Here is a 25,965-nt window from a genome sequence, read left to right on the forward strand (position 1 = left end):
ACTTGGCAGTCTATACCGATATCGCCGAAGACGATCTGAAATGGTTCCTGACGGAATATGACGCGGGCACGCTGCTCTCCTACAAGGGCATTGCCGAAGGCGTCGAAAACTCCAACTTCCTGCTTCACACCTCCAAGGATCCGCTGATCCTGACGCTCTATGAGAAGCGGGTGGAAAAGAGCGACCTGCCTTTCTTCCTCGGTTTCATGCAGCATCTTTCCGCCCGCGGCCTGTCCTGCCCGCTGCCGCTGCCGCGCCGCGATGGCGCGCTGCTCGGCTCACTGTCCGGCCGTCCGGCGGCGCTGATCTCCTTCCTCGAAGGCATGTGGCTGAGAAAGCCGGAGGCAAAACACTGCCGCGAAGTCGGCAAGGCGCTGGCCGAGATGCATGTGGCCGGCGATGGTTTCGAGTTGAAGCGGGCGAATGCGCTGTCGATCGACGGCTGGCGGGGGCTGTGGGAAAAATCCGAAGCGCGCGCCGGCGAGGTTGAGTCCGGCCTACAGACCGAGATCCGCAGCGAACTCGATTTCCTCTCCGCCGCCTGGCCGAGTGGCCTGCCGGCCGGCGTCATCCACGCCGACCTCTTCCCCGACAACGTCTTCTTTCTCGGCGACCAGCTCTCCGGCCTGATCGATTTCTATTTCGCCTGCAACGACCTGCTCGCCTATGACGTCTCGATCTGCCTGAATGCCTGGTGCTTCGAGAAGGACGGCGCCTATAACATCACCAAGGGCACGGCGATGCTCGAGGGCTACCAGAGCGTCAGGCCGCTGAGCGAGGCCGAAATCTCAGCCCTACCGGTGCTGTCGCGCGGGTCGGCGCTGCGGTTCTTCCTGACCCGGCTCTATGACTGGCTGACGACGCCTGAGGGCGCCATGGTCACCAAGAAGGACCCGCTCGAATATCTCCGCAAGCTGCGGTTCCACCGCCAGATCAAAACGCCGGCCGAATATGGATTAAGCCTATGAAACACGTCGATATTTTTACCGACGGCGCATGCTCCGGCAATCCCGGCCCCGGCGGATGGGGCGCCGTGCTGCGTTATGGCGACGTCGAAAAGGAGCTTTGCGGCGGCGAGGCGGACACGACCAACAATCGCATGGAGCTGCTGGCGGCGATCTCGGCGTTATCGGCCTTGAAGAGCCCTTGCGAGGTCGATCTTTATACCGACAGCGCCTATGTCAAGGACGGCATCTCCAAGTGGATTTTCGGCTGGAAGAAAAATGGTTGGAAGACCGCCGACAAGAAGCCGGTGAAGAATGCCGAACTCTGGCAAGCGCTGGAGGCGGCCCGTGACCGCCACAAGGTGACGCTGCACTGGGTCAAGGGCCACGCCGGCCACCCGGAAAACGAACGCGCCGACGAACTCGCCCGCAAGGGCATGGAGCCCTTCAAGAAGGGCAAGGCGGTTTCGTTTTAGGTAGCGGCTGTTTCCTCGATGCGCTGCCACCCACCTCTTCTCCCCAGCGGGGAGAAGATGCCGGCAGGCAGATGAGGGGGTGAGCGGCAAAGCCGCGAATGCGCTGAGCGTTAGCGAAGGGCAATGAATGGTGTGCCGTGCGGCCCCCTTGCATGTTCAATTTGCACTGATTGTTGGATGATCGGTGCGCACTCCGGCGGATGGCCATCCGCCGGAGTGCGGACGGCCGGGACCGCAGGCCCCTTGGCTTGAACCGGGGATGAGATTGGTCCGGCCGTCCTCGCGTTTGTCCTGAACAGATGATGGGGAGCAAGTCCCGCATGCAAGGCAAGGTTTCGTTCCAAGAAGACGCGATGCCGGTAGTTTATGCCGGTGTGGACGTGAGTAAAGAGTGGCTCGATATTCATCTGCATCCGCTGGGCGAAAGCCGGCGGTTTAGCAATGACAAGACCGGCATCCGCCAGCTGAAACGGCTGCTGGCCAGGCATCGGCCCAAAAGCATCGTGATGGAGGCAACCGGCAAGTTCCATCGCCCCGCCCATCGCTCGCTTTGGCTCGATGGCTTTGCCGTCGCCGTGGTCGATCCGCTGCGCGCCCGCATGTTTGCCCGTGCCTGCGGCTATCTCGCCAAGACCGACCGTCTCGATGCCCGTTTCCTGGCGCTCCTGGCCGAGAGCCTGCGCCCGCCGGCCGACACGCCACCAAGTCCTCACGTTGAGGCCTTGCAGGAGCTGGTCAATGCACGATCGGCAGCCAAATGCGACATCACCGCCCTGCAGAACCGCAGCAAGACTGCCACCACCGCCCTTCTGCGCGGCGAACTCAACCGTCTCGTGCGTCGGCTGGAACAGCATGTCGAACGTCTCGACAAAGAGATCGAGCGACGTGTCGGCGAGGATCCGCAGCTCTACCGCAAGGCCGAGATCCTCACCTCCATTCCCGGCATCGGCCGCGTCACGGCCCTGGCATTGATGGCCGGCATGGACGAGTTGGGCAGTTGTTCGGGCAAGCAGGCCGCCATGCTGGCAGGGCTTGCCCCAATCGCTAACGACAGCGGTGCCCGAACCGGACGTCGTTCCATCCGCGCCGGCAGGCCCGCACCCCGGCGCGCGCTCTACATGGCCGCCTTGTCTGCCTGTCGCTACAATCCCACCCTTGCTCGTTTCGCAGACACACTCAAAGCCGCAGGAAAACCAGCGAAGGTCATCTTGGTCGCCGTCATGCGTAAATTGCTCGTTCTGGCAAACTGCCTTCTATCTCAGGATCGCCTCTGGACCCCAAATCCCCCTTGACAACCAACACAGATTCTCATCCGACCCTTCGGGCCACCTTCTCCCCGCTGGGGAGAAGAGGGAGCAAGCAGCGAGCCCGAACCTCTTTCAAGCCGCCCGTTGCTGCGGCGCCGTCGCCGCGCCCTGGATCAGCCGGTGCAGATATTCGAGTTTTGCCACGACCGGCGTGGACAGCACGAAGGGGTAGGAGTCGGGCTGGCCCATGCTGCGCTGGATGGCGTTGATCGCGATGCTGAGCGGCACCCAGGCGCTGACCAACTGTTCGGCGCTTCTTGCCCTGTAGGGGATGAAATCCACCTCGCCTGATATTTCCTCATGGCCGCGCGGATCGATGGCGATGCCGAAGGCGCGCGCCGTTTCGAGCGTATCGACGATATGGAGGTAATGCGCGAAGCATTCGGCGAAATCCTCCCAGGGGTGTGATGCCGCATAGGCGCTGATGAAATCGTCCTGCCATCCCAAGGGCGCGCCGCCGGCATAGTGGGTCTGCAGGGCTGTCGCATAATCCTGCCGTTCGTCGCCGAAGACCCTGCGGAAATCGGCAAGGCCGCCCCGATCGCGCACCAGCTTGTTCCAGATGAAATGGCCGGCCTCGTGGCGGAAATGGCCGAGCAGCGTACGATAGGGTTCGTTCATCGAGCTGCGCGCCTGTTCGCGCGTCGCATCGTCGGCCTCTGCGGCGCGAATGGTGATCAGGCCTTCCTCATGGCCGGTCATAGCCGGCACGACATAGCCGTTGCTCTCTATCGAATCCTCGAGGAAATCGAAGACCAGGCCGCCTTGCGGGTCTTGCGCCCGATCCGGATGCGGCAGCTTCCAGCGCAGCAGCGAATAAAACAGATGACGCTGGGCCTGGCTGATGCGCCGCCAGCGATCGATGCCGTCCTGGGTGTCGGTGTTCGGAACCAGCCGGTTGTGGCGGCAGGCAACGCAGAATTCACTCTCGCCGTCGCCGTCCACCAGCCAGTTGCAGATATCGAGACTGGCATTGGCGCAGAAGCGAACGTCGCGGTCGGGATTGGAAACGAGCTGCCAGAGCGTCTCGTCGCGCGGTTCCAGCGCATGCATGGCGAGATCGCCGGGCAGGAAGCCGAGGCGATGGTTGCAACGCACGCATCGACGGTTGTCGAAGTGGACGACCTGATCGCAGTTGTCGCAGGCAAAAAGCTTCATTGGGTCAATCTCTGCAGAGCATGAGGGTGGCAGACTAAAAATGCCTGCCGCGCGAGGGGCGCAACAGGCATGGTGATAAAGGATGAGCGTCTACTGCGCATTCCTTAAATCGGAAGCACAGCGTCCTTTGGGCGTCTTAGTGCTGTCGCTCAGAGCCGGTCAACGGCGCCCTTGAGCTTGTCCTTGACCTTGCCGGTTGCGACCTGTCCCTTGCCCTTGGCTTCCTGGACAGCGCCCTTGGCCTGCATTTCGCGATCGTCCGCGGCCTTGCCGACGGCCTGCTTGGTCTTGCCGGCAATTTCGTTTGCCTTACCGGAAATCTTGTCGCTGGTGCTACCCATATGTGATGTCTCCTTGGTCGGCATGGGCTTCTTGTCCATGCTTGCCGAAATGAAACGTCACTCGCGGCTATTCGTTCCCGCTGCCGTCAGGTCAGCGATCGTCAGGCCAGTCTCTTAAGCGTGGCCGGCTTCGGCCGAAAGCATCGCAGCGGTCACGCCCATGCCGGCGAGCGCCCGCTCGTATTTGTCGTCGAGACTGCGGTCGAAGATCAATTCCTCATTGGCGGGGCAGGTGAGCCAGCCATTGTTGACGACTTCGCTTTCGAGCTGGCCGGCCGCCCAGGAGGAATAGCCGAGCAGCATCGTTGCCCGCGTCGGCCCATCGCCCTTGGAGATGGCGCGCACGATATCGAGCGTCGCCGTCAGGCAGATGTCGTCGCTGACGGGGATCGAGGAGTCGCTGGCATAATCGTCCGAATGCAGCACGAAGCCGCGGCCGCTTTCCACCGGGCCGCCGGTCTGGATCGGGAAGTCGCGCGCCCGCTTCGGCAGCACGATCGAATCTTCCTGCTTGATCATGTCGAGATGCAGCAGCACATCGGTGAAGGTGAGGCTTTGTGGCCGGTTGATGACGAAGCCCATGGCGCCGGCATCCGAATGCGCGCAGATGTAGATGACCGTGCGCGCAAAATTGCGGTCTTCCATGCCCGGCATGGCGATGAGGAACTGGCCATCGAAGAAGCCACGTTCCCGTCTGTTCTTCAGCGTCAATAAGGACATCGTTCCTCCTGCTGCTAGACCGCACCAAGGCCTCGACAAGAGAAACATGGGCCAATGTCACACATCAATCAACTGAAAATGAAGATTTAAATCGCCGCGACTTCTGGCGGCCAAACGGCACATTCGGTAAACCTTTGTTCCATGATGGTTATTTCCTCAGGCCCGCGCAGGCTTTTGATCGTGGTTGTGTCAGCGGTCGCAGCCCTTCTCCCGTTTTATTCCGCCCATGCGGAAATGAGCGCCTGGGCGGACAACGAGGGCGGCCGCATGCGCCTCGTGGCGCTCGCCCCCGATGCCGCCGGCAAAATCCGCGCCGCCCTTCAGATCGAGCCGAAGCCCGGCTGGATCACCTATTGGAAAGAACCCGGCGGCAATGGCATTCCGCCCCAAATCACTGTCGCGGCGGAAAGCGGCGTCACGCTCGATGCCATCGCCTATCCCGTTCCGAAGCATTTTTTCAACGGCGCGATCGAGGATATCGCCTATGACGCGCCGGTGACGCTGCCGCTGTCGCTGACGGCGGCCGGCAAAGGCCCGGTTACGATCGATGCTGCCGCCTTCATCGGCATCTGCAAGGATATCTGCATTCCCTTCCAGGCGAATTTGCAGCTGAAGCTTGGCCCCGCCATCCAGTCGCACCCGCAAGAGGAGGCGATCCTTCAGGCCGCCGATGCGAGGCTGCCGAAGCCGCCATCGCCGGATTTCGACGTGACGGCGCATGCGATGTCGCCCGACAGGAAGACGCTGTCGCTGACACTCGCTCTGCCGGGCGGGGGGCCGGGCGAGGGGCCTGGCGAGGGGACGGACGCGCCGGATATCATCGTCACCGGCCCGAGCGGCTATGCCTTCACCAAGCAGATCGGCGGCAAACGCGACGGCGCCACCTTCAAGGTCGATGTCGCTATCGGTAAGCTGCCGAAGAATTACGACATATCCGGCAAGCGCTGGAGCGTGCTGGTCATCGACGGCGAAAGGGCGATGGAGACCACACTTGCCTTTCAATGACGGGCTCCTATAGTCGCCTCCGATCCCCTGCGGCGCCCGCCGCCGCCAAGCCGGAATTCCCAAAGCCAGAACTCCCAATCCAGAACTCAAGGAGAAAACCATGACCATCGCGATCGGCGACAAGCTTCCTGCCGCCACCTTCAAGGAAAAGACGGCTGACGGCCCGGTCGAAATCACCACCGATCAGCTCTTCGCCGGCAAGCGCGTCGTGCTCTTTGCCGTGCCGGGCGCGTTCACGCCGACCTGCTCGCTGAACCACCTGCCGGGTTATCTCGAAAACCGCGACACCATCCTCGGCAAGGGCGTCGACGACATCGCCGTCGTCGCCGTCAACGACTGGCACGTGATGGGCGCCTGGGCGCAATCATCCGGCGGCATGGGCAAGATCCACTTCCTCGCCGATTGGGATGCCGGTTTCACCAAGGCCGTCGGCCTCGACGCCGACCTCTCCGCCGGCGGCCTCGGCCTTCGCTCCAAGCGTTATTCGATGCTGGTGGAGGACGGCGTGGTGAAAGCCCTCAACGTCGAGGAAAGCCCCGGCCAGGCAACCGTCTCGGGCGCTGCCGCGATGCTGGAACAGCTCTGAGCGTTCACTCCTGATGGATGAAGGGGCGGCCGTTCGGTCGCCTCTTTTCGATTGTGTGATCGGCTCGCTCTCGGGCGGCCCCTGCTGCCGGATGCGGGCATCATCCTGCTCGCCTCATCGTCAGAACAGCGACGAGCCCGCAAAAACCCAGCACCACCAGGGGCGGAATTGCATGAGCATATTCGCCGTGGAACAGAACCGTGCCCGCGGCGGCCAGCATCACCGCACTTCCGAGCAGTGAACCGTAGAGGCGGAGCGGTTTGAAGATGAGCATGACCGCGGTCGTGAATTCACAGATGGCGGTCAGATAGTGAAAGCTTTCCGGATAGCCCCAGCGGGCGTAGTCCGCGGCAATTTCGGGGCTGACGAAAGTGTTGCCATAGGCGCCGACGAAGAAGAAGGCTGCAAGCAGCCAGGCAATGACGTTTGCCAGGGATAGGTTGACGAGAGACATAGGGGGCGACCTCAATGCGACGGCGCTTGGAGCGCGAGAGTGCGGCGCGCCAAACGCCAGCCCTCCGGCGTCCGCCGCAGCCGGTCGGTATAGGTCACGCTCGCCACTGCCCCGTTCGACAACAGACCAAGGCCCTTCGAGACGGCGACGATTTCGTCGCCCGCGCCTTCCTGAACGTGCACATTCGTCGTGTGATGGGCCGTCGCATGGCCGTCCTGGCTGGCCATATGGCAGATCGCTGCAATGCCTGTGACCGGCGCAAAGCCGAAAACGCCCGCGTCGAAATGTGCATCCTCGGTAAAGACTTCACCGAACCTGTCCCACGCATGATTGTCGACGAGGTGTGCCCAGAGCGAGAGGATCTGGTTGATCTCGACGATGTCATCGGTCGTTGGTTTCATCTTTCATGGTCCTTGAAAGGGGAAGGGGTGCGAATTCGCGATCGCGGCGAAAAGGCGGATGCCGCGTTCTCAGGACGCAACATCCCCCGTGTCGCTGAACGGTCCTGCGCAGGCCGGGTCGGCACGCGCCCGGCCGCGGGCCGTCACCAGTTGATCGGGCCATTGGTGTTGAAAAACTGGCCGGTCGGTCCGGCATCGTCAAGCAAAGCATATTTGACCGGGGCCCGAACGCCGTCTTCGATCGTGATGTAGCCGCCGCCTCTGTTCAATTCGGTCATGACATAGCCGGGGCAGACCGCGTTGACCTTGATCGGCGTATCTTTCAGCTCAAGGGCAAGCTGCACGGTCAGCATGTTGACCGCCGCCTTGGAGGCGGCATAGCCAAGCCATTTGACGTCGGGGGACGGATTGTTTGCATCGCCCGTCCACCAAAGCGAACCCACGCTGCTGGAAAGGTTGACGATGCGCCCACTCACCGCCTTGCGGATCAGCGGCAACAGTTTCTGGGTCACGATCACCATTCCGATGAAATTGACCTCATAGGATTCGCGCAGGGTTTCGATGGAGGCCATACTGGGGAAATCGTCGGTGTCGAGCAGCAGGATTCCCGCATTGTTGATCAGGATGTCGAGCCTGCCGAACCGCTCGCCGATCGATGATGCGGCAGCGTCGATCGTCTCAGGGCGATTGAGGTCGATCTCGATCGCTTCGATCGCCAATCCCTCTGCACGCAATGTTTCGGCCTTTGCTTGGCCTGCGGCAAGATCGCGTGCGCCGAGAAGGACGAAGACGCCTTCCCGGCCGAGCTGTCGAGCCGTTTCAAAACCAAGGCCGCGGGTCGCGCCGGTGACGAGCGCGATTTTTTGATCTGTGGACATTCTATCTCCCAAGCAGGCGCGCTTGCAGGGCGAGGCTGTTTGCAATGACGTTGCTCAGCAACGCATCGTGAAATTGCATGGGAAATTATGTCTGTCAACGACAAATGACACTAAGTGACATTTTGCTCGAAATGGACGATACCGGCGGCGCGATCGAAGAGATCGGCGAGTGACATTGCCGCTCCGCCATCCACCCAACTGTTTATCGATGCCCGAATGAGCGCGAAAACCGTTCCCGCCACCGTATAGGCGACAACATCAGGGAGCGGAGACCGCCTGTCCGGCGAGGCGAGAATATGGGCGACTTCGTCGATCAGTTCGGCGATCATCTGTTCTTTTCGCGCAGAAATGCTCCTGTTGGAGCGGATCGCCGTCTCGATGGCGAGAAAGAAACGCGACTTTTCGTCGAACGCCAAAAGCATCGCCCGCGCAGCAGCAAGAAGGGCGACAACCGGCGGCTCCGAGGCGAGCCGCTCCGTCAGTTCCGCACGGACGATCGTCATACCATCCTGCACCCAGCTGACGATCACATCCTCCTTTGTCGGGAAATAGCGAAGCAGGGTACGGGGCGACACGCTGACGGCGGCCGCGATGTCGGCGACCGTCGTTTCCTCGAATCCACGCTTGTGGATCAGATCCAACGCGGCCTCGAGCAACTGGGCTCGCGTGCGATCCTTCTTATCTTCCCGAAGTCCCAAGATTGTCTCCACGCTGACATGCGGCGGGCTTCTTTTGACACATCATGCCATTTGTCGTCCAGCGACAGAAATGCGCGAATGTCGCGCAAAACGACATGCGGAAAACCAAAGATCTAAAGCGTGTGACGCGCTTTAGTCCTTCATCGGCTCGCCGAGCGTATGCATCAGACGGTTCGCCCAACCGAAGATCGCCGACGAGAGGACGAGATCGAGAGCCTCCAGCTCGTCGAGCCCGACGTCCGCCAGCGCTTGCGCGTCGGCCGCGACCGCCTCGGGCGGCGTGGTCGACAGTCGGGCCGAAAAGTTGAAGATTTCCTGGAGGTGCTCGTCGAGCGTCGCCTCGAGACCATCGGCGAACACGGCGTCGATGACATCCGTGCGTTTCGTCAGATTGTTGAACCGCGATGCATGGACGGCGGCGCAGTAGACGCAGCGGTTGACGACGGAGGCGGCGACTGCACCCAGTTCGCGCTCGCTGGCTGCCAGTCCGTCCTTGCCGTACATGATCAGGTTGAACAGCGGCGAGCGGACCGCGAGCGTCTCGGGGTCGTGCGCCAGGGTCAGCACATAAGGCGAGATGCCCTTGTTCGACGGCGTCGTCTGCATCGCTGCATGCTGCTCGTCGGTGGCGGTCGCGAAATCGACCGGAACGACATAGGGCTGCCAGCGCGGCACTGTGGTGGTGAAGGTGTGGACGACCTCGCTCATCGCATCTCTCCCAGCAGCTTCAGGCCGGCGAGAACCCGCACCTGGTAATTGACGAAAGCCGCAAGCTCCGCGAGCCGGACGATGTCGGCGTCGGTTACGCCGACCTGACGCAATGCCTCCACATCAGCGCGCGTGGCATCGCGCGGCGCGACCGTGAGGCGGTCGGCATGGCGAACGATCTCGGCGGTGCGCGGATCCGACACGTTCGTGTCCGGCTCGGCGAGCAAGGCTGTCGCCTGTTCGTCGGCACGGGCAACGAGCGTGTCGTAGTGACTTGCGAGCGCCGGGCTGCGGTTGTGGCGCGCCATGCGGGCGGCGAGCGCAGCCCTCAGGCCGTGCGACAACCCGCCGGGATCGTGTGGCAGAAGCACTGCGTCGTGGGCCGCTTCACTGAGGCGCAGGATCTCCTCGCGTTTCCCCATGGCTTCCGCGAGTGCGGAACCCGACCTCACAGAGGCAAGAGTTTCGATGAGTGTCAAAACAAGCTCCTCAATACGTCGCGGACATAAGCTCTAGGTAGGCCGGACCTCTCATTATGTCAAACTGGAATGATAAACAGACTTTGATATGAATTTTTTATCTACGGCTAGTCGTCAAATGAGAATTGTCATGCTTTACTGACATGAAGGAGAGTGTTTGATGTCCATTATGCATTCTAACTCTTTCGATATCCGGCAACTTGAAGCCTTCGCAGCGGTGATGTCCGCCGGCAGTGTGACCGGGGCGGCAAGGCTGCTCGGCCGGTCGCAGCCGGCCGTAACGCGGCTCATCCAGGATCTGGAGGCCGATATCGGTTATGCGCTTTTGCATCGAAGCGGCCCGCGCATCAGCCCGACCGCGCGCGGTCTGCTGTTTCACGCCGAAGTGGAACGCCATCTCGCGAGCCTCGCCCACATCCGCGAGCGGGCGAATGCCATCGGTCTCGATGAGCCGCCGTCGCTGACGATCGCCGCCACGCCTTCACTTGCGGCCGGCGTTCTGCCCCAGGCGATCGCGGCCGTCGCGCCGGACTTGATACCGCGTCATCTCCATGTGCAGGCGCTGGCGGCCGAGAATGTCGTGCAGGCCGTGCTCGCCCGCTCGGCCGACTTCGGGATCTCAAGCCTGCCGCTGGAACATCCCGGCCTCGACGTGCACTGGATTGCCGAAGCGTCGTGTGTCGTCGCTCTCGCCGCCAACGATCCGCTCGCCAACGATGACGTGGTGCGTCTCTCCGATCTCGCCGAGCGCCGCATCATCACGCTCGCTAATCCTTACCGCCTGCGGCACCGCATCGACGAGGCCCTGGAGCGGGCGGGTGTGGCGCCGCAACGGATGATCGACGTCAACGCCTCGCTGACGGCCCTGACGATGGTCCGGGCCGGACTGGGTGTCGCCATCGTCGAGCCGGCGACGGTCTGCGGCGTTCCGCTCGAGGGGATCGTGATGCGCGTCCTCGACCACACCATCCCCTTCCTGTTCGGCGCCATCTCGCCTGCCGCGATGCCGCTGACCCCGACAGTTGCCGCCGTGATCGATGCGGCCCGCGCCGTGGCGCTCGCGATGCCCGGTTGCCGGCTGCATGACGCAGGCGGCGTCGAAGCATTGGCCGACACCGTCTACGGCGGCAGCCCGATGACCGAGGACGTGCCGTCATGAGCGACCTCTCGACGTTTCCGAACAGTCTTGAAGCGCTCGAGGCACGCCTGCGCCAGGACCTTGCCTGGCTGGAGCTGCCGGCCAAGTCATGGGTTCCGCCCCGCATCGTCGATGGCCATGGGGTCGTCGACGTTGTGATCATCGGTGCGGGCATGGCCGGGCTCGTGGCTTCCGCCATGCTGAAGCGGCTCGGCGTCGCCAACCACATCCTTCTCGACAAGGCGCCTGCAGGAAGCGAGGGGCCGTGGGTCACCTTCGCCAGGATGCGGACCCTTCGCTCCCCCAAGCAACTGACCGGGCCCGCAATGGGCCTGCCGGCCCTGACGTTTCGCGCCTACTACGAGGCGCGTCATGGCCGCGATGCCTGGACCGCGCTCGACCGGGCGCCGCGTCAGACATGGATGGATTACCTGGTCTGGTACCGGCGCGTGCTTGACCTGCCGGTACGCAATGGGGTCGCCGTCGATGCCATTCGTCCGCGCGCCGACGGCCTGCTCGACCTCGTCTGCCGTCATGATGGCCGGTCCGAAACGAAGATCGCGCGCCATGTGGTGCTGGCAACGGGCCGCGACGGTCTCGGCGGTCCCTTCGTACCGTCGATCGCCCACGGCATCGAGCGCAAGTTCTGGGCCCATACCGCCGACCCTATCGATTTCGCCGCATTGCGCGGCAAGCGGGTCGGCGTCGTCGGAGCCGGCGCCTCGGCGATGGACAACGCCGCCACCGCGCTCGAGGCAGGTGCCGCCCGGCTTGACCTGTTCGTGCGCAGGACCGACCTGCCACGGATCAACAAGTTCACCGGCATCGGCAGCCAGGGCGTGGTGCATGGCTTCGCCGGTCTGCCGGATGACTGGAAGTGGCGCTTTCTCGACTACGCCATGCGCTCGCAGACGCCGCCTCCGCGCCCGAGCGTCTTGCGTGTCAGCGCATTCCCGCAGGCCCATCTTCATCTCGGAAGCCCGATCGATCGATTGCAGCAGCAAGGCGACCATACCGTTGTGACGACGCCGAAAGGCAGCTATCCCGTCGATTTCCTGATCTTCGGCACCGGCTTCAGGGTCGACCTGAAGAACCGGCCGGAACTCGCCGCCGTCGCATCCCATATCGGCCTCTGGCGCGACCGCTTTCCTGTGCCCGCGGACATGCGAAACGACGAGCTTGAAACCTCGCCCGACCTCGGAGAGGCGTTCGAGTTCCTCGAGGCCGAGCCCGGCGCTTGCCCGGCGCTGGCCCGCATTCACTGCTTCAACTTCCCGGCCACGCTCAGCCACGGCAAGCTCACGGGCGATATTCCCGCCATCAGCGAAGGTGCCGACCGGCTCGCGCGCGGCATCGTCAGGGCGCTGTTCGTCGCCGACCGCGAGCGTCATTTCGCCGATCTCCAGGCCTTCGATACGCCCGAGCTGCTCGGAGACGAGTGGGCCGACGACGAGACCGCGACGTTTTCCGACCTATCTGCCGAAAGGACACCGACCCGAAATGCTTGAGATCAAAAACCTAAAGCTGTCCTACGGAAACACCCAGGTCCTCAACGGCGTCGATCTCTCGGTGAACCGCGGCGACGTGGTGTCGATCATCGGCCCCAGCGGCACCGGCAAGACGACGTTGCTGAAGTGCATCAACTATCTGGCCAAGCCGGCCTCCGGCACGATCGCCTTCGATCAGGTCAGGATGGACTACCAGAAACCGGACAACACTGCGGTCCAGGCGATCCGGCTGCGGACGGCGATGGTCTTCCAGCAGTTCAACGTCTTCAAGAACATGACCGTCATTCAGAACGTGATGGATCCGCTCGTGGTCGTGCAACGCAAGTCGAAGGACGCGGCGCGTTCGATCGCCTTGCAGGAGCTTGAGCGGGTCGGCCTTTCGAACAAGATCGACAGCTACCCGTCCCAGCTTTCCGGCGGCCAGCTGCAGCGGACCGGCATTGCGCGTGCGCTGGCCGTGAAGCCGGATGTCATGCTCTTCGACGAACCGACGTCGTCGCTCGACCCCGAACTCGTCGGCGAGGTTTTGAAGGTGATCAGGGACGTCACGTCGTCCGGCATCACCTCGCTCCTCGTCACCCACGAGATGCAGTTCGCAAAGAACATCTCGAACCGCATCGTCTTCATGGATCGGGGCGTCGTCGCCGCTCAAGGCAGCCCTGCCGAGATCTTCGACACGCCCTCCAACCCGCGCCTTGCCCAGTTCCTGAATTCCGAACACTCCATCCAGTAAAGAAAGGATGCCTGACATGTCTTCCATCAAGTCGACTTCCCGCCGCACCTTCGGCCTCGCTGTCGCCGGCGTTGCCTTTGCCCTCGCAACCGCGGGCCTATCGCATGCCGAGGACGTGCGCACCATCAAGATCGCGACGGCTGCCGAATCCAAGCCGCTCTCCTGGGGTGCCATCGGCGTCGAGCCGCAGGGTTACGAGCCCGACGTCCTGAAGGCGATCAACGCCAAGCTGCCCCAGTACAAATTCGTCATGGAGGGTGCTGCCGACATCGCTCAGGAGACCGGCCTCGCCACCGGCAAGTACGACATCGCGACCGGCGGCTACTACCGGGCGCCCGCTCGCGAAAAGCAGTTCCTCCTTCCGGAGAGCCCGATCGGCGCCAGCCTGATCAAGATCTACAGCCGCAAGGACAGCGGCATCAACGAAATGAAGGATCTCGTCGGCAAGAAGATCGTGCCCGTGACGGCCGGCGGCGGCATCTACAAGTTCGCCACTGCCTGGCAGGAAAAGAACCCCGACTTTAAAATCGAGATCACCGCATCCAGCGCCGGCATTCCCTATCCGGATCGCCTGAAAGAGGTCGAGAACGGCAAATATGACGCGCTGGTTCTGCCGTCCAACCTCGGCGAGCAGACGGTCATCGACCAGCAGAAGCTCGACGTCAAGGCGAGCGAGCCGGTCGCGATCAACAACACCTTCGTCCTGATCCATCGCTCCGAGGAGAACAAGGCGCTCTCCGCAGACATCGACAAGGCTCTGAAGGAGCTCAAGGCCGACGGCACGCTGGCCAAGCTCTCGCAGAAATGGTTCGGCGAGGACATCACTACCTACATGAAGTAAACGCCGGCCAACGATACCGGCGATCAGGCCCAAGACGTAAACAAGGAGTGTTCCGAAGTGGACCTATCCATCATGATCCCCGAGCTGCTCAAGGCGCTGCCGCTGACGCTTGCGATCACGTTCACGGCCATGATCGCCGGCTTCCTGCTGGCCCTGATAACGACGACGTTCCGGGTGCGCAGGATACCGATTGTCAGCCAGCTGGCCGACCTCTACGTCTCCTATGCCCGGAGCGTCCCCGTCGTGCTCCAGTTGTTCGTTGCCTTCTACGGGCTGCCGCTGGTCGTCGCTTTGTTCGAGGTCGAGGACTTCGTGTCCCCGAACGTCGCGGCGATCGTCGGTCTCAGCCTCTACCATGGAGGCTATCTTTCCGAGGTTCTGCGGCCAGCCTACCTCGCCGTGGAACGCGGCCAGCACGACGCCGCCGACAGCCTCGGATACACCTTCCTTCAGAAGATCCTTCGGGTCGTCGGACCCCAGGCGGTGCACATCGCCCTGCCAGGTTACGGCAACTCGATCATCTACCTCATCCACAACGTCGCACTCGTCATGTACATCGGCGCCGCTGATGTCATGGCCACCGCCCATCTGGTCATGGAGCGTGACTACAACCAGTACCAGTTCGAGACCTACCTTGTGCTGGCGGTGATCTATTCGCTGCTATGCCTCGTGGCATGGATCGTCGTGCGCTTTTTCGAAACGCGAAACGCAAAGTTTACGCCCAATACCGCACCGGCCAAGGCCACCATGATGGCAAGCGTCTGATCGAATAGGAGGTCATCACATGTTCGATTCCGAAGTCCTTCTTCCCGATCTCTGGGACATCCTCGGCGCGGTCCCGGTGACGCTCGCCATGGCGCTTGGCATCTTCGTCTTCTCTACGATCGTCGGCAGCCTTTTCGCGATGGTGGAATATCGGCGGGTCCCGCTGCTTCGGGAACTGGTCGTCGCCTACAAGGTCGTCTTCAAGGGCGTTCCGATGGTCATCGTGATCTTCCTCGCCTATTACGGCCTGCCGCCGACGCTGCAGTTCCTGACCTCGCTCGTCGGCATCGACTATAACGGTCACTCGACGCCGAACTGGATCACGCTCATCGTCGCCCTGACCGCCTGCGTCGCAGCCTTCCAGGCGGAAGTCGTCAAGGGCGCCCTCAACTCCTTCGACAACGGTCAGGCCGATGCGGCCTATTCCCTGGGCTACAAGCGCAGCCAGGTATTCCGCCGGGTGATGCTGCCTCAGGTCATCGTCGCGGCCATCCCGGATCTTGCCAACTCCATCATGGTGATCATGAAGGCGCTGTCGCTGGGATTTGCAATCGAGGTCGTCGACATCTTCGCGCAGTCGCAGCTGACCGCGGCGCTGAACTTCTACTATCTCGAAGCCTTCCTGATCGCGGTCGTCATCTACATGGTGATCGCCTATATCGTCACCTACGCCGCCGACCGGATGGAACGGGCTCTGAGGGTATGGGCCTAGGGCCCGTTTGCCCAGGATCGGGATTTCCACAGTCGTTTTCGGCATGTAGCGGCCAGAGGCTTGGCCTCGTTCCTGTGACGAGCACAGGAATAGGGTGGGCAACGGCACGGTATGCCGATCAGCCCTCATGGTGAGGAGGCCCGAAGGGCCGTCTCGAACCACGGGGGCGGGTGGTTGGACGCCTGCGATATCCGCATTTGTGAGGGGCGGTGGCCAGCCCCGTCCTTCGAGGCCCCTGCGGGGCACCTCAGGATGAGGCTGGAGAGAGGGCGCGCCCTGGGCTGGCGGCTATTCGGTCGCCCCTTTTCAATTGTGTGAATAACTGCCAAGCCCCGCCTCAATCTCGCCGCAATCGTTATAACATAACCGTAATGTTATTACATTGTAGGATGCGCCATGCCCCCGAGCCCCGACCGCCCCTCCGTCAGCCTGCTGGGACAGTCGGCTTTTTCAAGGGTGATCGGCATGGCGCTGGTCATTGCCGTGCTTTGGCTGGCGATCCACTGGGCGGTTCTCTTGCCATGACGCCGCTGATCCGTCTCGAGAATCTGACCGTCGCCTATAACCGGCACCCCGCCGTCCATCATGTCTCCGGCGCCTTCGCCTCGGGCAGCCTGACGGCGATTGCCGGGCCGAACGGGGCGGGCAAGTCGACGCTGCTGAAGGCGATCATGGGTGAGCTTCGTCCCGCCGAAGGCAGGGTCGAGCATCGGCTGGGGCGGGCGGAATTCGGTTATCTCCCGCAGGCGGCCGAGATCGACCGGCGCTTTCCGATCTCGGTGATCGACACCGTCATGTTCGGCGCCTGGAAGAAGACGGGCGCCTTCGGCCGCATCGCGCCCGCCGAGGTGAAAAGGGCAGGCGAGGCGCTCTCCGCCGTCGGCCTCGACGGCTTCGGCCGCCGCCATGTCGGGTCGCTCTCGGCCGGCCAGTTCCAGCGCGTGCTCTTTGCCCGCCTGCTGGTGCAGGATGCCGGCATCATCCTGCTCGACGAGCCGTTTACGGCAATCGATGCCCGCACCACCAGGGACCTCGTCGATATCGTCACCCGCTGGCATGGCGAGGGCCGCACAGTGATTGCCGTCCTGCACGATTTCGAGCTGGTTCGCGCCCATTTCCCGCAAACGCTGCTGCTCGCCCGCGAACTGGTCGGCTGGGGTGCGACCGCCGACGTCATGTCCTCAGTCAATCTCCTGAAGGCGCGCGCCATGGCCGAGCGCTGGGATGAGGATGCAAATGCCTGCGCACCCGAAGAGGCGCCAGCGGCATGACGGCTTACGATCTCTTCCTGGCACCCTTTGCCGATTACGGTTTCATGCGCCGGGCGCTCGTCGCCTGCCTCTGCCTCGGGCTGGGCTCCGGCCCGATCGGCGTCTTCCTGATGCTGCGGCGCATGAGCCTGATGGGCGACGCGATGAGCCATGCGGTGCTGCCGGGGGCCGCCATCGGTTACCTCGTCGCCGGCTCCCTGTCGCTGACGGCGATGGGCCTTGGCGGCCTCATCGCCGGCCTCTCGGTGGCACTGCTTTCCGGCGCCGTCAGCCGGATGACCGTGCTGCAGGAGGATGCGAGCTTTGCCAGCTTCTATCTCGCCTCGCTGGCGCTCGGCGTGCTGATCGTCTCGCTGCGCGGCTCGAATATCGATCTGCTGCATGTGCTCTTCGGCACCATCCTGGCGATCGATGCTCCCGCTCTTTATCTGATCGGCGCGATCACCTCGCTGACCCTCGTCATCCTCGCCTTCATCTACCGGCCGCTGGTGGCCGAATGTTTCGATCCGGGGTTCCTGCGCGCCGTCGGCGGGCGCGGGCCGGTCTATCACGTGCTCTTCCTGCTGCTGGTGGTGCTGAACCTCGTCGCCAGCTTCCAGGCGCTCGGCACGCTGATGGCGGTCGGCCTGATGATGCTGCCGGCGGCCGTCGCTCAACTCTGGTCGCGCAGTCTGCCCGTGATGATGGCGATAGCAGCCGCAAGTGCTGCCGCCTCCGGCTATCTCGGCCTGATCGCCTCCTACCATCTCGAACTCGCCTCCGGCCCGACGATCATCATGACGGCGGCGGTCCTCTACGGCTTTTCTATTCTTTTCGCGCCCTCCGGCCTTGCCCGGCGCTTTTTTCCCCGCCCGCATTTGAAGGGCTGATCCCAAGGAGACTTCAATGACACCGCACAGACTGCTTCTCTCCGCAGCTATCCCCGCTTTAATGGCGCTGTCGGCCGTGCCCGCTTCCGCCGAAACGCTGAAGGTGGTCGCCTCCTTCACCGTGCTTGCCGATGTCGTCAAACAGGTCGGCGGCGAACACGTCAAGGTGACGAGCCTCGTCGGGCCGAACGGCGATCCCCATGAATTCGAGCCGTCGCCGGCCGACGCGAAGAATTTGAACGCGGCTGAAGTGACCTTCGTCAGCGGCGAGGGGCTGGAAGGCTGGATGGACCGGCTGATCACCGCCTCGGGCTATAAGGGCAAGCCGGTCACCGTTTCCGAAGGCATCAACACCCGCACCATGGAAGAGGACGGCGAAAAAATCACCGATCCGCATGTCTGGAACAGCCCCGTCAACGTCAAGATCTGGGTCGCCAATATCGAAAAGGCGCTGTCATCGGCCGATCCCGCTGACGCCGCCGCCTTCAAGGCCAATGCCGAGAAATACACCAAGACGCTGGATGAACTGAACGCCTACGCCCATGCGAAATTCGACAAGGTCGCCGACGATCGCCGCAAGGTGCTGACCAGCCATGACGCCTTCGGCTATTTCGGCCGCGAATATAATGTCAGCTTCCTGGCGCCGCTTGGCCTGTCCACAGAAAGCGAGGCCTCGGCAGCCGACGTCGCCAAGCTGATCGAGCAGATCAAGGGCGAGCACGTGAAGGCCTATTTCTTCGAGAATTCCAACGATCCGCGCCTCGTCAAGCAGGTCGCCAAGGCAACCGGGGCCGAGCCCGGCGGCGAGCTCTATGTCGAATCCCTGTCCGACGCCAAGGGGCCGGCGCCGACCTATGAGAAGATGTTCAAATACAATGTCGACCAGCTCGCCGCCGCCATGGCGAAATCGAGCTGAGCTGGAGCAATTCCAGGCAAAGCGCGAAGCGGTTTTGCCGAGAAATGCGCAAAAACAAAAAGTCAGAGCGGTTCTGCGCTTACATGAAAAGCTGAACCGCTCTAGCGAGCGATCAGGCTGCAGCCCGGTGCTCGTCACGGGCTGCGGTCCACACCTCGCGCGCCGCATCGGCATTGATGATCGCGATGCCGACTCCGACGATCAGATCGGGCCACGCCGACCTCCAGAAAAACGCGGTGATCAATCCGGCGCCGACGATGGCGATATTCGCGACCGCGTCGTTGCGGGCAGACAAGAAGGCCGCTTTCGTCAGGCTTCCACCGTCATGACGAAAGCGGGCGAGCAGCAATGCACAACTCAGATTGACGACGAGGGCGCCGAGGCCAGTCAAGGACAGCGCAACGGGCTCCGGTGCGACGGGCACGGTGAACTTCTGCCAAGCGGTCCAGATCGTTGCGATTGCCGGTGCCAGCAGAATTGCAGCGAGCGCCATGCCTACGCGTGCCCGGGAGCGAGCCGACCAACCGAGCGCCATCAGGATCAGGAGATTGACCGAGGCGTCTTCGAGGAAATCGACCGAGTCCGCAAACAGTGAGACCGACCCGATCGAAAGGGCGACGGCGAACTCGACCCCGAAATAGCCGAGGTTTGCGAGCGCGACGGTCGTGACTGCGCGGCGGAGGGCGGAGCTATGCATGTCCCTTTCAGCCTTTTCGATAAACCCGCCGCCATCGCCGAGGCTGATCCCGTTTTAGCGCGGCCGGCCAACAGCCTCACAAATTGAGGTCGAAGACCAAGATGCCGGCAAGGCCTCCATCCGTCGACGAGACGATGCGCTCGCCCACGGTCACATGCTCGGGATGGATGAGATAGGCATCCCGGGCCTCGGCGCTTTCAAAGGTCACGGCAAACCCGTCGACGAAGCCGCCATGCAGTCCCTCGGGCGAAACATTCGGCCCGTATTTGATATCCACTATGCCGGGAATGAGCTGTTTCAGGGCGACGATCGCCGCAAACAGCGACTGCTTGTCTTCGCTCGTCACCGCGGTCTTCAGCCGCAGGAATACGCAGTGCAGGATCATCAGTGGTCCTCCCGATTTCTTTGGCCGATTTCTTTGGCCCGATTTTCTTTGGCTGGAGAATAGCGGCGAAAGCCGGGAGAGCAATGAGATTTATTTTCACGCAGGCGTTGCGCCGCAAGCCGCAAGCCGGCAGATTACATCTGGTCGGTCTTGACCATGGGCCGCTTGTAGATCTTCTGGACGAGATCGCTCGCCAGCGCGCGGGCTTCGTCTTTTTGGTCCGCCGTCATCGGCCGGCAGGTGTTCCTGGTGTTTGAACTGTCGAGCACTGTCGTAGAACCGGAATTGGCGATGACGAGATGCCAGCTGCAGGAGGCGACCTTGTCGATGGCGACGGCACCATGGCAACCGGTGGAGAGGCAGAAGGCAACAGTCACCTGCGCCCCGTGGTCGCCTTTATAGGCCAGCCCGACGGCTTTCTTGATATCCGTGACCCATCGCTCGCATTGCGCCTGTTTTGGCCCCGGCTGGCAGCTCTTGGTGACCGGAGTGATGTCGCCGGCCTGAAGCGGCGAGACGCAAAAAACACCCATCGAGAGGGCGAGCAGGAACTTGAGCATGGGATTTTCCTTGTGCAAGGAATGAGTGGCGCACATCGCAGGCCGTTGGTCAATGGCCATCAAAAAAAGGAAGATGGCGCGCCCAACAAAGGTTGGCGCGCCACCGGGAAAATCCGAAATTGTGCAGATCCGACGCCGCCGCTAATCCAGAACGACCACGGCTTCGACCTCGAAGAGCATGGGGTCGATGGCAAGCTTGGGAACGGGAATCAGCGTCTGCGCCGGCAGTGCTTCGCCGAACATGTCCTTGACGTTGCTGGTCAGCACCTCGAGCTTGGACATATCGTGATCGACCACGAAGACCGTCAGCTTGGCGACCTGATCCGGCTTTGCGCCGAGCGCATCGAGGGCGGTGCGCAAATTCGCATAGGCCTGCTTCACCTGGACGGCGAAGTCGGGCGACAAGGTTCCCGTGCTGTCCTGGCCGCCCTGTCCGGAGATGTAGGCCAGCCGGGCTCCTCGGGGCACGATCACCGCCGTGCTGTAGCCATTCGGTGAGGGGTCGTAGAGGTTTTTCGGATTGACGATATCAAGTTTGAGATCGTCCTCATTGGCTGTCGCGGCGGTGGGAGCGCTGATGGTCATGATGAGTCCTCCGATAATGAGATGCTTGATTGCGCGTGACATGACTTCTCCTGGCTTCACCAAGGGCTGCGAGCGACGGATCCTCGCGGCCTGCAGGATGGAATCTTACCGCCACATGATACGACTCGTACGGCGTACGATTAAATTGCATCGTACGCCGTACGAGTCAATCGGTCAGGATCGACATTCCCAGCATTGTCGGCTTAGATCGACGTCTGATCGGTAAGGAAAACGAATGGCAGCCAAACGCAGCGGTGCTGAGAGCAAAGGGTCTGGGCGGAGAGGTGCGCCATCACTCCAGTCCAGGCAGGAGCCGCGCAGTGAACCGCCTCTCTCGCTGGAACGGATCGTGGCGACTGCGGTGGATCTTCTGGACGCCGAGGGCGTCGACGGACTGAAGATGCGTCGGCTGGCCGATCGCCTCGGCTCGGGCGCGATGAGCCTCTATTGGCATGTCGGCAACAAGGAGGAGGTCTTCGATCTGGCGCTGGATTCCGTGCTCGAATATCGCGGCCCGCCTGACATCGTCGAGTCTCGAGACTGGCGCGGGGAAATCGTTCATATGCTCGAAGACTGGCGCGCCAGCATGCTGCGCCATCCCTGGTCGGCCTCGCTGCTGCCGCGCCGGGCGCTCGGCCCGAACATTCTCATTCGCCTGGAACTGCTGAGCAAGACCTTGTCTGGAGCCGGTGTCACTGATGCGGATTTGAACGTCGCGATATGGTCGCTCTGGAACTATGTGATCGGCGCGACCATCACCCGGGCGAACTTCGATCTCTCGGACGACGACAGGGCGGCCGCGCAGCAGCGCCTGACAGGTCTGAGCCAGCACTATCCGACGATCGAACGCTCTCGTCTGCTGCTGGATAATGATTGGGACGGCGCTTTCAGCAAGGGCCTCGACTTCCTGCTTGATGGCCTCGCTCCGCGCCTGTGAACATTGGTCATTCCTGGACGAGACGGTACCGGATTCTGCGGGCGCGCCGTGGGTGATCCCGCACTGCCGCGACGCGGTTCCCGGGCTATTTTCGCAGGATTTTCTCCATCGCTTTCCCCTTGGCGAGTTCGTCGATCAATTTGTCCAGATAGCGGATTTCCCGCATCGTCGTTTCCTGGATGTCTTCCACGCGGACGCCGCAGATCACGCCGGTAATCGACGATCGGGAGGGATTCATCCGAGGCGCTTGCGCAAAGAAATCCTCGAAGTTGGTCTTCGCAGCCAATTGGTCGTCCAGGCTCTGCTGGTTATGCCCCGTCAGCCAACAGATGATGTCATCGACCTCTGTCTTCGTCCGCCCCTTCTTCGCTGCCTTGGCGACATAGTGGGGATAGACGCTCGCGACGCTGATGGAATAGATGCGATGCTTCGTCATCGAGTGCTCCTCAACGTTCCGGATATTTTCCGGCTTGAGATAGCTGATTTCCAGACCTCAACAAGTGGCCGATAATCGGCAGGCTTCTGCGGGCGCGAAGTAGATCAGTGCAAAGGCGGCATCTCTCCAGCGCCGCGCGTCGTCGACCGGATTGCACCAACAACGGACATCGGCTCGGCTTGGGTAGACGACCGCTACGGGGCCGAAAGCCGTCGGTCGGCTTCCGGGCTCCGATTTTCGAATGCAGACCTTGAGCCTGGCGGGCGCGTGATCTGACACGAAGTGGACGTTCGGTCGCCCTCGGCCGAACGCACGCGCCGACGACCCCTTCGTAAGTCCGAAATCCTTGGTTTCTGTCCCATCATTTCAGCTATAAGGTGGGAGACATCGCCCAAAGGGGATTCAAGGCCAATGCCCCCAGAGAAGAAGGACCGTTCGCCTGTTGCGCTGGAACAGCGCGACATAAGCGCCGACCAGCGCATGTTCTCACCTTCCGTTGCGCGAAATTCGGCGCCGATCGTCGCGGTCCTAAAACGTGTCCTTCCAACACATGGCGCCGTGCTGGAGATTGGATGCGGGACCGGCGAGCACGCCGTGTGTTTTGCGGGAGCAATGCCCAACCTCACCTGGCAGCCGAGCGATCCGGACGCCGACGCCCGCACCAGCACGTCTAGCTGGATCAAATTCGCAGGGCTGAAGAATGTGCTGGCACCGCGGGATATTGATGTGTGCTCAGGACAATGGGGCGTCGAACAAACGGGGCATTTTGACGCCATCGTGTCGATCAATATGATCCATATCGCGCCGTGGGCGGCAAGCTTAGGATTGTTCGCAGGAGCTGGCCGTTTGCTTCACGCTGGTGGGCTTCTTCTTCTTTACGGCCCATTCATGCGCGACGGGGCACACAACGCCCCCTCGAACGCTGCTTTCGACGCGGCTCTAAAGGAGCGCAACCCATCCTGGGGGGTGCGTGATATCGCTGATCTTGAACAAGTGGGTGAGGCCGCTGGACTTAATCTCCGCGAGACGATCGAGATGCCTACCAACAATATGTTGCTGGTCTTCTCCAGCGGTAGTGCCTGAACGATAAGCGGGCGCGAAAGAGACGTGGGCCTATAGCAGCATTCGGGCCCCTTGCTGCCGTTCGAGGTCGATCCGAGGAACGTGCGGTATGTGCTAGAGCGGTTCAGCTGTTAACGGAAGCGCAGAACCGCTCTATCCTTTTGTTTTTACGCAATTCCGGACGGAAAACCGCTTCGCACTTTTCCTGGAATTGCTCTAGAATGCGGCCGAAGGCGGAACGCGACAGACGCACTGCGAGGGGCGGTGTGATCGAACCGGAATTCGCGCGACCGAGAGCCGACGTTGTGCTCTTGGAAGGGGAGACGAGGACGATGCCGACACCAGAGCAACCCAGTCTAATAGTTCGACAGAAATCCCCACAGAATATCGAGTTTCCGTTTGCGTCGCTCTCCGATTGGCTGATCCCAACCGAGCTGTTCTTCGTGCGAAACCATTTCCCGTCGCCGGACCTCGATGCGCGAGACTGGAGATTGCGCGTTGGCGGGGCGGTGGAGCGGCCGATCGAACTTGACCTCGACAGCATCAAGGCGATGCGGAGCACGACTTTGACCGCCGTCGTCGAGTGTGCAGGGAACGGCCGCGTCTACTATGAGCCGCCGAAGGAGGGGTTGCAGTGGCAGAACGGAGCCGTCGGCAATGCCGCGTGGACAGGTGTTCTTCTGCGCGAGATTTTGGAAATGGCGGGCGTGAAGCGAACCGCATGTGAGGTTCTGCTCGTAGGCGCAGACAGCGGCGTCGTCGACACGAACAAGAAAACGGCTTCTCCCGGCCCCATCGCTTTTGCGCGCAGTTTACCGCTTGAGAAGGCCATCGCTGACAGCACGATCCTTGCCTATTCGATAAACGAGGAGCGGTTGACGCGCGATCACGGCTACCCGCTACGCGCGGTCGTGGGTGGCTGGTTCGGCATGGCTTGGGTCAAGTGGATCACGCATATCACGGTTGTGGAGCAACCCTTCCTTGGCTACTGGCAGGTGCGCGACTATTTCCGTTGGGAGCGCAACCTCGGGGAACCCAGGCTGGTCCCCCTTGCGGAGATGGAGGTCAAAGCGCAGATCGCGCGTCCCGTACAGGGGGCGCATCTCATCGCCGGCCAACCGTACCGGATTTTCGGAGCCGCCTGGAGCGGAGAGGCTGCTATCCGGCAGGTGCAGGTCTGCACCGGAGATGGCAGGGGCTGGCGCGAGGGGAGGCTCCTCGAAACAGAACGTCCCTTTGCATGGCGCTTGTGGGAGTACATGTGGACCCCTGAAGAAGTGGGGCGATATATACTGCGATGTCGCGCGATCGATGGGGCGGGGTGCGTGCAGCCCGACCTCCAGCGTTCCGACTGCGAGAGCTACGCGGCCAATTGGATCGTTCCGGTGGAGGTCACGGTCGTTCCCGAGCCACAGACGTACCAGGAGGAATTCGTGATCTAATCACCCGCATGGGGCGGAATGGCGGCTTGGCGCAACTGCGACCCGCGTTGTCACTGCGTCATGTCCGTTTTGCAGCAACGGCGGCCGGTGGCTCGATGACCATGATGAGGGCGCATTGCCGCCCGGCAGCATTGGCTCGGTCGGTGGTGTCTCTGACCGCATTTCTGCTAAAGCTCGGAAGCAAATTGCCCGCGATGTCACCAACTGCCGAAGCGGGTGAAAGGCGCAACGGGCTGATGGGCCTCTCGCTCATCGACCTGTTGTCTAAAAGGAGGCGCGTGAGGATGAGCACCGACAGGGAGACTGTGCGGTCCTATGATACGGTCGCGGCGGAGTACGCTGCCGAGGCCGCGGCGATGCCCGAATGGGTCGCGACAGAGATCGATGCGTTCGTGACCGAGCTGGGCGGCTCGGGCAGGGTGCTGGAGATCGGAAGCGGTGGCGGGCGAGATGCACTTGAGCTTGAGAAGCGGGGAATGAGCGTCCGGCGCACCGACATTGCAAACGGTTTCGTCGAACTGCTTCGCGAAAGTGGCTTCGAAGCCGACCTGCTGGACCCGCTGACCGATGACTTGGCCGACCCGCAGCGTCCCGGCACGCCGTACGACGGGATCTGGGCCTGTGCCTGCCTGATTCATGTCGCGCGCGAGGATTTCGGCACGGTGCTTGGACGGCTTGCCGAGGCGACCCGGACCGGTGGCCGATTGCACGCCTCGGTAAGAGAGGGCGAAAGCCAGGATGTGTCCACACACGGCAGTGCTGCAGCGCCCCGGCGCTACGTCGAGACGTACTGGCGCGAGTCTGCCCTGCGGTCCGCACTCACAGACGCCGGCTGGATCGTCAGCGAGATACGTCGGTGCGTCGGAAAGCCCCATGATCGGTGGCTGAGCGTTCGGGCGAGTCGGGCGTGACGCACATAGAACTTGCGGAAATGGCCAGTTGTGGCGCGACTA

The 25,965-nt window shown here is 62.2% G+C and carries 33 protein-coding genes; 19 read left to right on the forward strand and 14 right to left on the reverse strand.

What is annotated here, in order from left to right; translation table 11 throughout:
* Window positions 1-2 precede the first annotated feature (2 nt).
* From AC245Y_RS03440 to AC245Y_RS03450, 3 genes are all read left to right on the forward strand, one after another.
* Entirely contained in the window at window positions 3-968 is a 966-nt protein-coding gene (locus tag AC245Y_RS03440) for a homoserine kinase (protein WP_017993171.1), read from the forward strand.
* A complete protein-coding gene (gene rnhA, locus AC245Y_RS03445; RefSeq protein ID WP_011650766.1) occupies window positions 965-1,420 on the forward strand; it encodes a ribonuclease HI in 456 nt (151 codons plus the stop codon). Before AC245Y_RS03440 ends, rnhA begins: the two co-directional genes overlap by 4 nt.
* Window positions 1,421-1,740: 320 nt before the next feature.
* Window positions 1,741-2,712: an IS110 family RNA-guided transposase gene (locus AC245Y_RS03450; RefSeq protein ID WP_017992870.1), complete on the forward strand. Its 972-nt coding sequence runs from the start codon at window positions 1,741-1,743 to the stop codon at window positions 2,710-2,712.
* Between the two features lie 87 nt (window positions 2,713-2,799).
* Here the strand turns inward: AC245Y_RS03450 and AC245Y_RS03455 are convergent, their stop codons facing one another.
* From AC245Y_RS03455 to AC245Y_RS03465, 3 genes are all read right to left on the reverse strand, one after another.
* A complete protein-coding gene (locus tag AC245Y_RS03455) occupies window positions 2,800-3,885 on the reverse strand; it encodes a zinc-binding metallopeptidase family protein (RefSeq protein WP_012756332.1) in 1,086 nt (361 codons plus the stop codon).
* A 149-nt stretch (window positions 3,886-4,034) separates the two neighbouring features.
* Window positions 4,035-4,226 carry a CsbD family protein gene (locus AC245Y_RS03460; protein ID WP_003584739.1) on the reverse strand — a complete coding sequence of 64 codons (192 nt, stop codon included), beginning with the start codon at window positions 4,224-4,226 and terminating at the stop codon, window positions 4,035-4,037.
* A 114-nt stretch (window positions 4,227-4,340) separates the two neighbouring features.
* Entirely contained in the window at window positions 4,341-4,946 is a 606-nt protein-coding gene (locus AC245Y_RS03465; RefSeq protein WP_012756333.1) for a YqgE/AlgH family protein, read from the reverse strand.
* A gap of 141 nt (window positions 4,947-5,087) precedes the next feature.
* Between AC245Y_RS03465 and AC245Y_RS03470 the strand changes: the two genes are divergently transcribed.
* A complete protein-coding gene (locus AC245Y_RS03470; RefSeq protein WP_017993173.1) occupies window positions 5,088-5,951 on the forward strand; it encodes a protein-disulfide reductase DsbD domain-containing protein in 864 nt (287 codons plus the stop codon).
* A 100-nt stretch (window positions 5,952-6,051) separates the two neighbouring features.
* The gene (locus AC245Y_RS03475; protein ID WP_011650769.1) at window positions 6,052-6,537 is read left to right on the forward strand and encodes a peroxiredoxin; all 486 of its coding nucleotides are present in this window, start codon (window positions 6,052-6,054) and stop codon (window positions 6,535-6,537) included.
* A 100-nt stretch (window positions 6,538-6,637) separates the two neighbouring features.
* On the opposite strand, the gene AC245Y_RS03480 is transcribed toward AC245Y_RS03475, so the two are convergent.
* The 6 genes from AC245Y_RS03480 to AC245Y_RS03505 form a co-directional block, all read right to left on the reverse strand.
* Window positions 6,638-6,991 carry a DoxX family protein gene (locus tag AC245Y_RS03480; protein ID WP_012756335.1) on the reverse strand — a complete coding sequence of 118 codons (354 nt, stop codon included), beginning with the start codon at window positions 6,989-6,991 and terminating at the stop codon, window positions 6,638-6,640.
* An 11-nt stretch (window positions 6,992-7,002) separates the two neighbouring features.
* A complete protein-coding gene (locus tag AC245Y_RS03485; protein WP_017993174.1) occupies window positions 7,003-7,392 on the reverse strand; it encodes a nuclear transport factor 2 family protein in 390 nt (129 codons plus the stop codon).
* 143 nt (window positions 7,393-7,535) lie between these two features.
* The gene (locus AC245Y_RS03490) at window positions 7,536-8,270 is read right to left on the reverse strand and encodes an SDR family oxidoreductase (protein ID WP_017993175.1); all 735 of its coding nucleotides are present in this window, start codon (window positions 8,268-8,270) and stop codon (window positions 7,536-7,538) included.
* Between the two features lie 110 nt (window positions 8,271-8,380).
* Entirely contained in the window at window positions 8,381-8,968 is a 588-nt protein-coding gene (locus AC245Y_RS03495) for a TetR/AcrR family transcriptional regulator (protein ID WP_017993176.1), read from the reverse strand.
* A 132-nt stretch (window positions 8,969-9,100) separates the two neighbouring features.
* Window positions 9,101-9,676 carry a peroxidase-related enzyme gene (locus AC245Y_RS03500; RefSeq protein ID WP_017993177.1) on the reverse strand — a complete coding sequence of 192 codons (576 nt, stop codon included), beginning with the start codon at window positions 9,674-9,676 and terminating at the stop codon, window positions 9,101-9,103.
* Window positions 9,673-10,155: a CMD domain-containing protein gene (locus tag AC245Y_RS03505; RefSeq protein WP_017993178.1), complete on the reverse strand. Its 483-nt coding sequence runs from the start codon at window positions 10,153-10,155 to the stop codon at window positions 9,673-9,675. Before AC245Y_RS03505 ends, AC245Y_RS03500 begins: the two co-directional genes overlap by 4 nt.
* A 160-nt stretch (window positions 10,156-10,315) precedes the next feature.
* On the opposite strand from AC245Y_RS03505, the gene AC245Y_RS03510 reads away from it, so the two are divergent.
* From AC245Y_RS03510 to AC245Y_RS03555, 10 genes are all read left to right on the forward strand, one after another.
* A complete protein-coding gene (locus tag AC245Y_RS03510) occupies window positions 10,316-11,314 on the forward strand; it encodes a LysR family transcriptional regulator (protein ID WP_017993179.1) in 999 nt (332 codons plus the stop codon).
* Entirely contained in the window at window positions 11,311-12,801 is a 1,491-nt protein-coding gene (locus AC245Y_RS03515; RefSeq protein ID WP_017993180.1) for an NAD(P)-binding domain-containing protein, read from the forward strand. Before AC245Y_RS03510 ends, AC245Y_RS03515 begins: the two co-directional genes overlap by 4 nt.
* Window positions 12,794-13,534: an amino acid ABC transporter ATP-binding protein gene (locus tag AC245Y_RS03520; RefSeq protein ID WP_017993181.1), complete on the forward strand. Its 741-nt coding sequence runs from the start codon at window positions 12,794-12,796 to the stop codon at window positions 13,532-13,534. Before AC245Y_RS03515 ends, AC245Y_RS03520 begins: the two co-directional genes overlap by 8 nt.
* Window positions 13,535-13,550: 16 nt before the next feature.
* Window positions 13,551-14,375, forward strand: coding sequence for an amino acid ABC transporter substrate-binding protein (locus tag AC245Y_RS03525; protein WP_012756344.1), 825 nt, complete (start codon window positions 13,551-13,553; stop codon window positions 14,373-14,375).
* A gap of 57 nt (window positions 14,376-14,432) precedes the next feature.
* A complete protein-coding gene (locus tag AC245Y_RS03530) occupies window positions 14,433-15,140 on the forward strand; it encodes an amino acid ABC transporter permease (RefSeq protein ID WP_017993182.1) in 708 nt (235 codons plus the stop codon).
* 19 nt (window positions 15,141-15,159) lie between these two features.
* Window positions 15,160-15,852, forward strand: coding sequence for an amino acid ABC transporter permease (locus AC245Y_RS03535; RefSeq protein ID WP_012756346.1), 693 nt, complete (start codon window positions 15,160-15,162; stop codon window positions 15,850-15,852).
* A 396-nt stretch (window positions 15,853-16,248) separates the two neighbouring features.
* Window positions 16,249-16,377 (forward strand): hypothetical protein, encoded by a 129-nt coding sequence (locus AC245Y_RS03540; protein WP_003557119.1) that lies wholly within the window; start codon window positions 16,249-16,251, stop codon window positions 16,375-16,377.
* Window positions 16,374-17,123 carry a metal ABC transporter ATP-binding protein gene (locus AC245Y_RS03545; RefSeq protein ID WP_012756349.1) on the forward strand — a complete coding sequence of 250 codons (750 nt, stop codon included), beginning with the start codon at window positions 16,374-16,376 and terminating at the stop codon, window positions 17,121-17,123. Before AC245Y_RS03540 ends, AC245Y_RS03545 begins: the two co-directional genes overlap by 4 nt.
* The gene (locus AC245Y_RS03550; protein WP_003557122.1) at window positions 17,120-17,992 is read left to right on the forward strand and encodes a metal ABC transporter permease; all 873 of its coding nucleotides are present in this window, start codon (window positions 17,120-17,122) and stop codon (window positions 17,990-17,992) included. Before AC245Y_RS03545 ends, AC245Y_RS03550 begins: the two co-directional genes overlap by 4 nt.
* A 16-nt stretch (window positions 17,993-18,008) precedes the next feature.
* The gene (locus AC245Y_RS03555; RefSeq protein ID WP_012756350.1) at window positions 18,009-18,908 is read left to right on the forward strand and encodes a metal ABC transporter solute-binding protein, Zn/Mn family; all 900 of its coding nucleotides are present in this window, start codon (window positions 18,009-18,011) and stop codon (window positions 18,906-18,908) included.
* 112 nt (window positions 18,909-19,020) lie between these two features.
* On the opposite strand, the gene AC245Y_RS03560 is transcribed toward AC245Y_RS03555, so the two are convergent.
* The 4 genes from AC245Y_RS03560 to AC245Y_RS03575 form a co-directional block, all read right to left on the reverse strand.
* Window positions 19,021-19,605: a cation efflux transmembrane domain-containing protein gene (locus AC245Y_RS03560; protein WP_017993183.1), complete on the reverse strand. Its 585-nt coding sequence runs from the start codon at window positions 19,603-19,605 to the stop codon at window positions 19,021-19,023.
* Between the two features lie 76 nt (window positions 19,606-19,681).
* Window positions 19,682-19,990, reverse strand: coding sequence for a Dabb family protein (locus AC245Y_RS03565; RefSeq protein WP_012756352.1), 309 nt, complete (start codon window positions 19,988-19,990; stop codon window positions 19,682-19,684).
* Window positions 19,991-20,124: 134 nt separating this feature from the next.
* On the reverse strand, window positions 20,125-20,550 hold the full coding sequence (locus AC245Y_RS03570; protein ID WP_032996248.1) for a hypothetical protein: 426 nt from the start codon (window positions 20,548-20,550) through the stop codon (window positions 20,125-20,127).
* Between the two features lie 141 nt (window positions 20,551-20,691).
* Window positions 20,692-21,177 carry a RidA family protein gene (locus tag AC245Y_RS03575; protein ID WP_012756354.1) on the reverse strand — a complete coding sequence of 162 codons (486 nt, stop codon included), beginning with the start codon at window positions 21,175-21,177 and terminating at the stop codon, window positions 20,692-20,694.
* A 193-nt stretch (window positions 21,178-21,370) separates the two neighbouring features.
* Between AC245Y_RS03575 and AC245Y_RS03580 the strand changes: the two genes are divergently transcribed.
* Window positions 21,371-22,072 carry a TetR/AcrR family transcriptional regulator gene (locus AC245Y_RS03580; RefSeq protein WP_012756355.1) on the forward strand — a complete coding sequence of 234 codons (702 nt, stop codon included), beginning with the start codon at window positions 21,371-21,373 and terminating at the stop codon, window positions 22,070-22,072.
* 85 nt (window positions 22,073-22,157) lie between these two features.
* Here AC245Y_RS03580 and AC245Y_RS03585 read toward each other — a convergent pair whose 3' ends face one another.
* Entirely contained in the window at window positions 22,158-22,508 is a 351-nt protein-coding gene (locus AC245Y_RS03585; protein WP_012756356.1) for a DUF2200 domain-containing protein, read from the reverse strand.
* 411 nt (window positions 22,509-22,919) lie between these two features.
* On the opposite strand from AC245Y_RS03585, the gene AC245Y_RS03590 reads away from it, so the two are divergent.
* From AC245Y_RS03590 to AC245Y_RS03600, 3 genes are all read left to right on the forward strand, one after another.
* The gene (locus AC245Y_RS03590) at window positions 22,920-23,591 is read left to right on the forward strand and encodes a DUF938 domain-containing protein (protein WP_017993185.1); all 672 of its coding nucleotides are present in this window, start codon (window positions 22,920-22,922) and stop codon (window positions 23,589-23,591) included.
* A 311-nt stretch (window positions 23,592-23,902) separates the two neighbouring features.
* Window positions 23,903-25,012: a sulfite oxidase gene (locus AC245Y_RS03595; protein WP_026157267.1), complete on the forward strand. Its 1,110-nt coding sequence runs from the start codon at window positions 23,903-23,905 to the stop codon at window positions 25,010-25,012.
* Window positions 25,013-25,296: 284 nt separating this feature from the next.
* Window positions 25,297-25,923 (forward strand): class I SAM-dependent methyltransferase, encoded by a 627-nt coding sequence (locus AC245Y_RS03600; protein ID WP_026157268.1) that lies wholly within the window; start codon window positions 25,297-25,299, stop codon window positions 25,921-25,923.
* The last annotated feature ends 42 nt before the right edge of the window (window positions 25,924-25,965 follow it).

This window comes from Rhizobium sp. SRDI943 (assembly GCF_057653695.1).

Coding starts and splice junctions, on each gene's coding strand:
- AC245Y_RS03500 (WP_017993177.1), bottom strand. CDS start 9,676: ATGAGCGAGGTCGTCCACACCTTCACCACCACAGTGCCGCGCTGGCAG.
- AC245Y_RS03475 (WP_011650769.1), top strand. CDS start 6,052: ATGACCATCGCGATCGGCGACAAGCTTCCTGCCGCCACCTTCAAGGAA.
- AC245Y_RS03540 (WP_003557119.1), top strand. CDS start 16,249: ATGCCCCCGAGCCCCGACCGCCCCTCCGTCAGCCTGCTGGGACAGTCG.
- AC245Y_RS03550 (WP_003557122.1), top strand. CDS start 17,120: ATGACGGCTTACGATCTCTTCCTGGCACCCTTTGCCGATTACGGTTTC.
- AC245Y_RS03590 (WP_017993185.1), top strand. CDS start 22,920: ATGCCCCCAGAGAAGAAGGACCGTTCGCCTGTTGCGCTGGAACAGCGC.
- AC245Y_RS03480 (WP_012756335.1), bottom strand. CDS start 6,991: ATGTCTCTCGTCAACCTATCCCTGGCAAACGTCATTGCCTGGCTGCTT.
- AC245Y_RS03570 (WP_032996248.1), bottom strand. CDS start 20,550: ATGCTCAAGTTCCTGCTCGCCCTCTCGATGGGTGTTTTTTGCGTCTCG.
- AC245Y_RS03535 (WP_012756346.1), top strand. CDS start 15,160: ATGTTCGATTCCGAAGTCCTTCTTCCCGATCTCTGGGACATCCTCGGC.
- AC245Y_RS03555 (WP_012756350.1), top strand. CDS start 18,009: ATGACACCGCACAGACTGCTTCTCTCCGCAGCTATCCCCGCTTTAATG.
- AC245Y_RS03510 (WP_017993179.1), top strand. CDS start 10,316: ATGTCCATTATGCATTCTAACTCTTTCGATATCCGGCAACTTGAAGCC.
- AC245Y_RS03560 (WP_017993183.1), bottom strand. CDS start 19,605: ATGCATAGCTCCGCCCTCCGCCGCGCAGTCACGACCGTCGCGCTCGCA.
- AC245Y_RS03450 (WP_017992870.1), top strand. CDS start 1,741: ATGCAAGGCAAGGTTTCGTTCCAAGAAGACGCGATGCCGGTAGTTTAT.
- AC245Y_RS03470 (WP_017993173.1), top strand. CDS start 5,088: ATGATGGTTATTTCCTCAGGCCCGCGCAGGCTTTTGATCGTGGTTGTG.
- AC245Y_RS03515 (WP_017993180.1), top strand. CDS start 11,311: ATGAGCGACCTCTCGACGTTTCCGAACAGTCTTGAAGCGCTCGAGGCA.
- AC245Y_RS03565 (WP_012756352.1), bottom strand. CDS start 19,990: ATGATCCTGCACTGCGTATTCCTGCGGCTGAAGACCGCGGTGACGAGC.
- AC245Y_RS03490 (WP_017993175.1), bottom strand. CDS start 8,270: ATGTCCACAGATCAAAAAATCGCGCTCGTCACCGGCGCGACCCGCGGC.
- AC245Y_RS03465 (WP_012756333.1), bottom strand. CDS start 4,946: ATGTCCTTATTGACGCTGAAGAACAGACGGGAACGTGGCTTCTTCGAT.
- AC245Y_RS03485 (WP_017993174.1), bottom strand. CDS start 7,392: ATGAAACCAACGACCGATGACATCGTCGAGATCAACCAGATCCTCTCG.
- AC245Y_RS03580 (WP_012756355.1), top strand. CDS start 21,371: ATGGCAGCCAAACGCAGCGGTGCTGAGAGCAAAGGGTCTGGGCGGAGA.
- AC245Y_RS03575 (WP_012756354.1), bottom strand. CDS start 21,177: ATGTCACGCGCAATCAAGCATCTCATTATCGGAGGACTCATCATGACC.
- AC245Y_RS03585 (WP_012756356.1), bottom strand. CDS start 22,508: ATGACGAAGCATCGCATCTATTCCATCAGCGTCGCGAGCGTCTATCCC.
- AC245Y_RS03545 (WP_012756349.1), top strand. CDS start 16,374: ATGACGCCGCTGATCCGTCTCGAGAATCTGACCGTCGCCTATAACCGG.
- AC245Y_RS03460 (WP_003584739.1), bottom strand. CDS start 4,226: ATGGGTAGCACCAGCGACAAGATTTCCGGTAAGGCAAACGAAATTGCC.
- AC245Y_RS03525 (WP_012756344.1), top strand. CDS start 13,551: ATGTCTTCCATCAAGTCGACTTCCCGCCGCACCTTCGGCCTCGCTGTC.
- AC245Y_RS03455 (WP_012756332.1), bottom strand. CDS start 3,885: ATGAAGCTTTTTGCCTGCGACAACTGCGATCAGGTCGTCCACTTCGAC.
- AC245Y_RS03595 (WP_026157267.1), top strand. CDS start 23,903: ATGCCGACACCAGAGCAACCCAGTCTAATAGTTCGACAGAAATCCCCA.
- AC245Y_RS03600 (WP_026157268.1), top strand. CDS start 25,297: ATGAGCACCGACAGGGAGACTGTGCGGTCCTATGATACGGTCGCGGCG.
- AC245Y_RS03520 (WP_017993181.1), top strand. CDS start 12,794: ATGCTTGAGATCAAAAACCTAAAGCTGTCCTACGGAAACACCCAGGTC.
- rnhA (WP_011650766.1), top strand. CDS start 965: ATGAAACACGTCGATATTTTTACCGACGGCGCATGCTCCGGCAATCCC.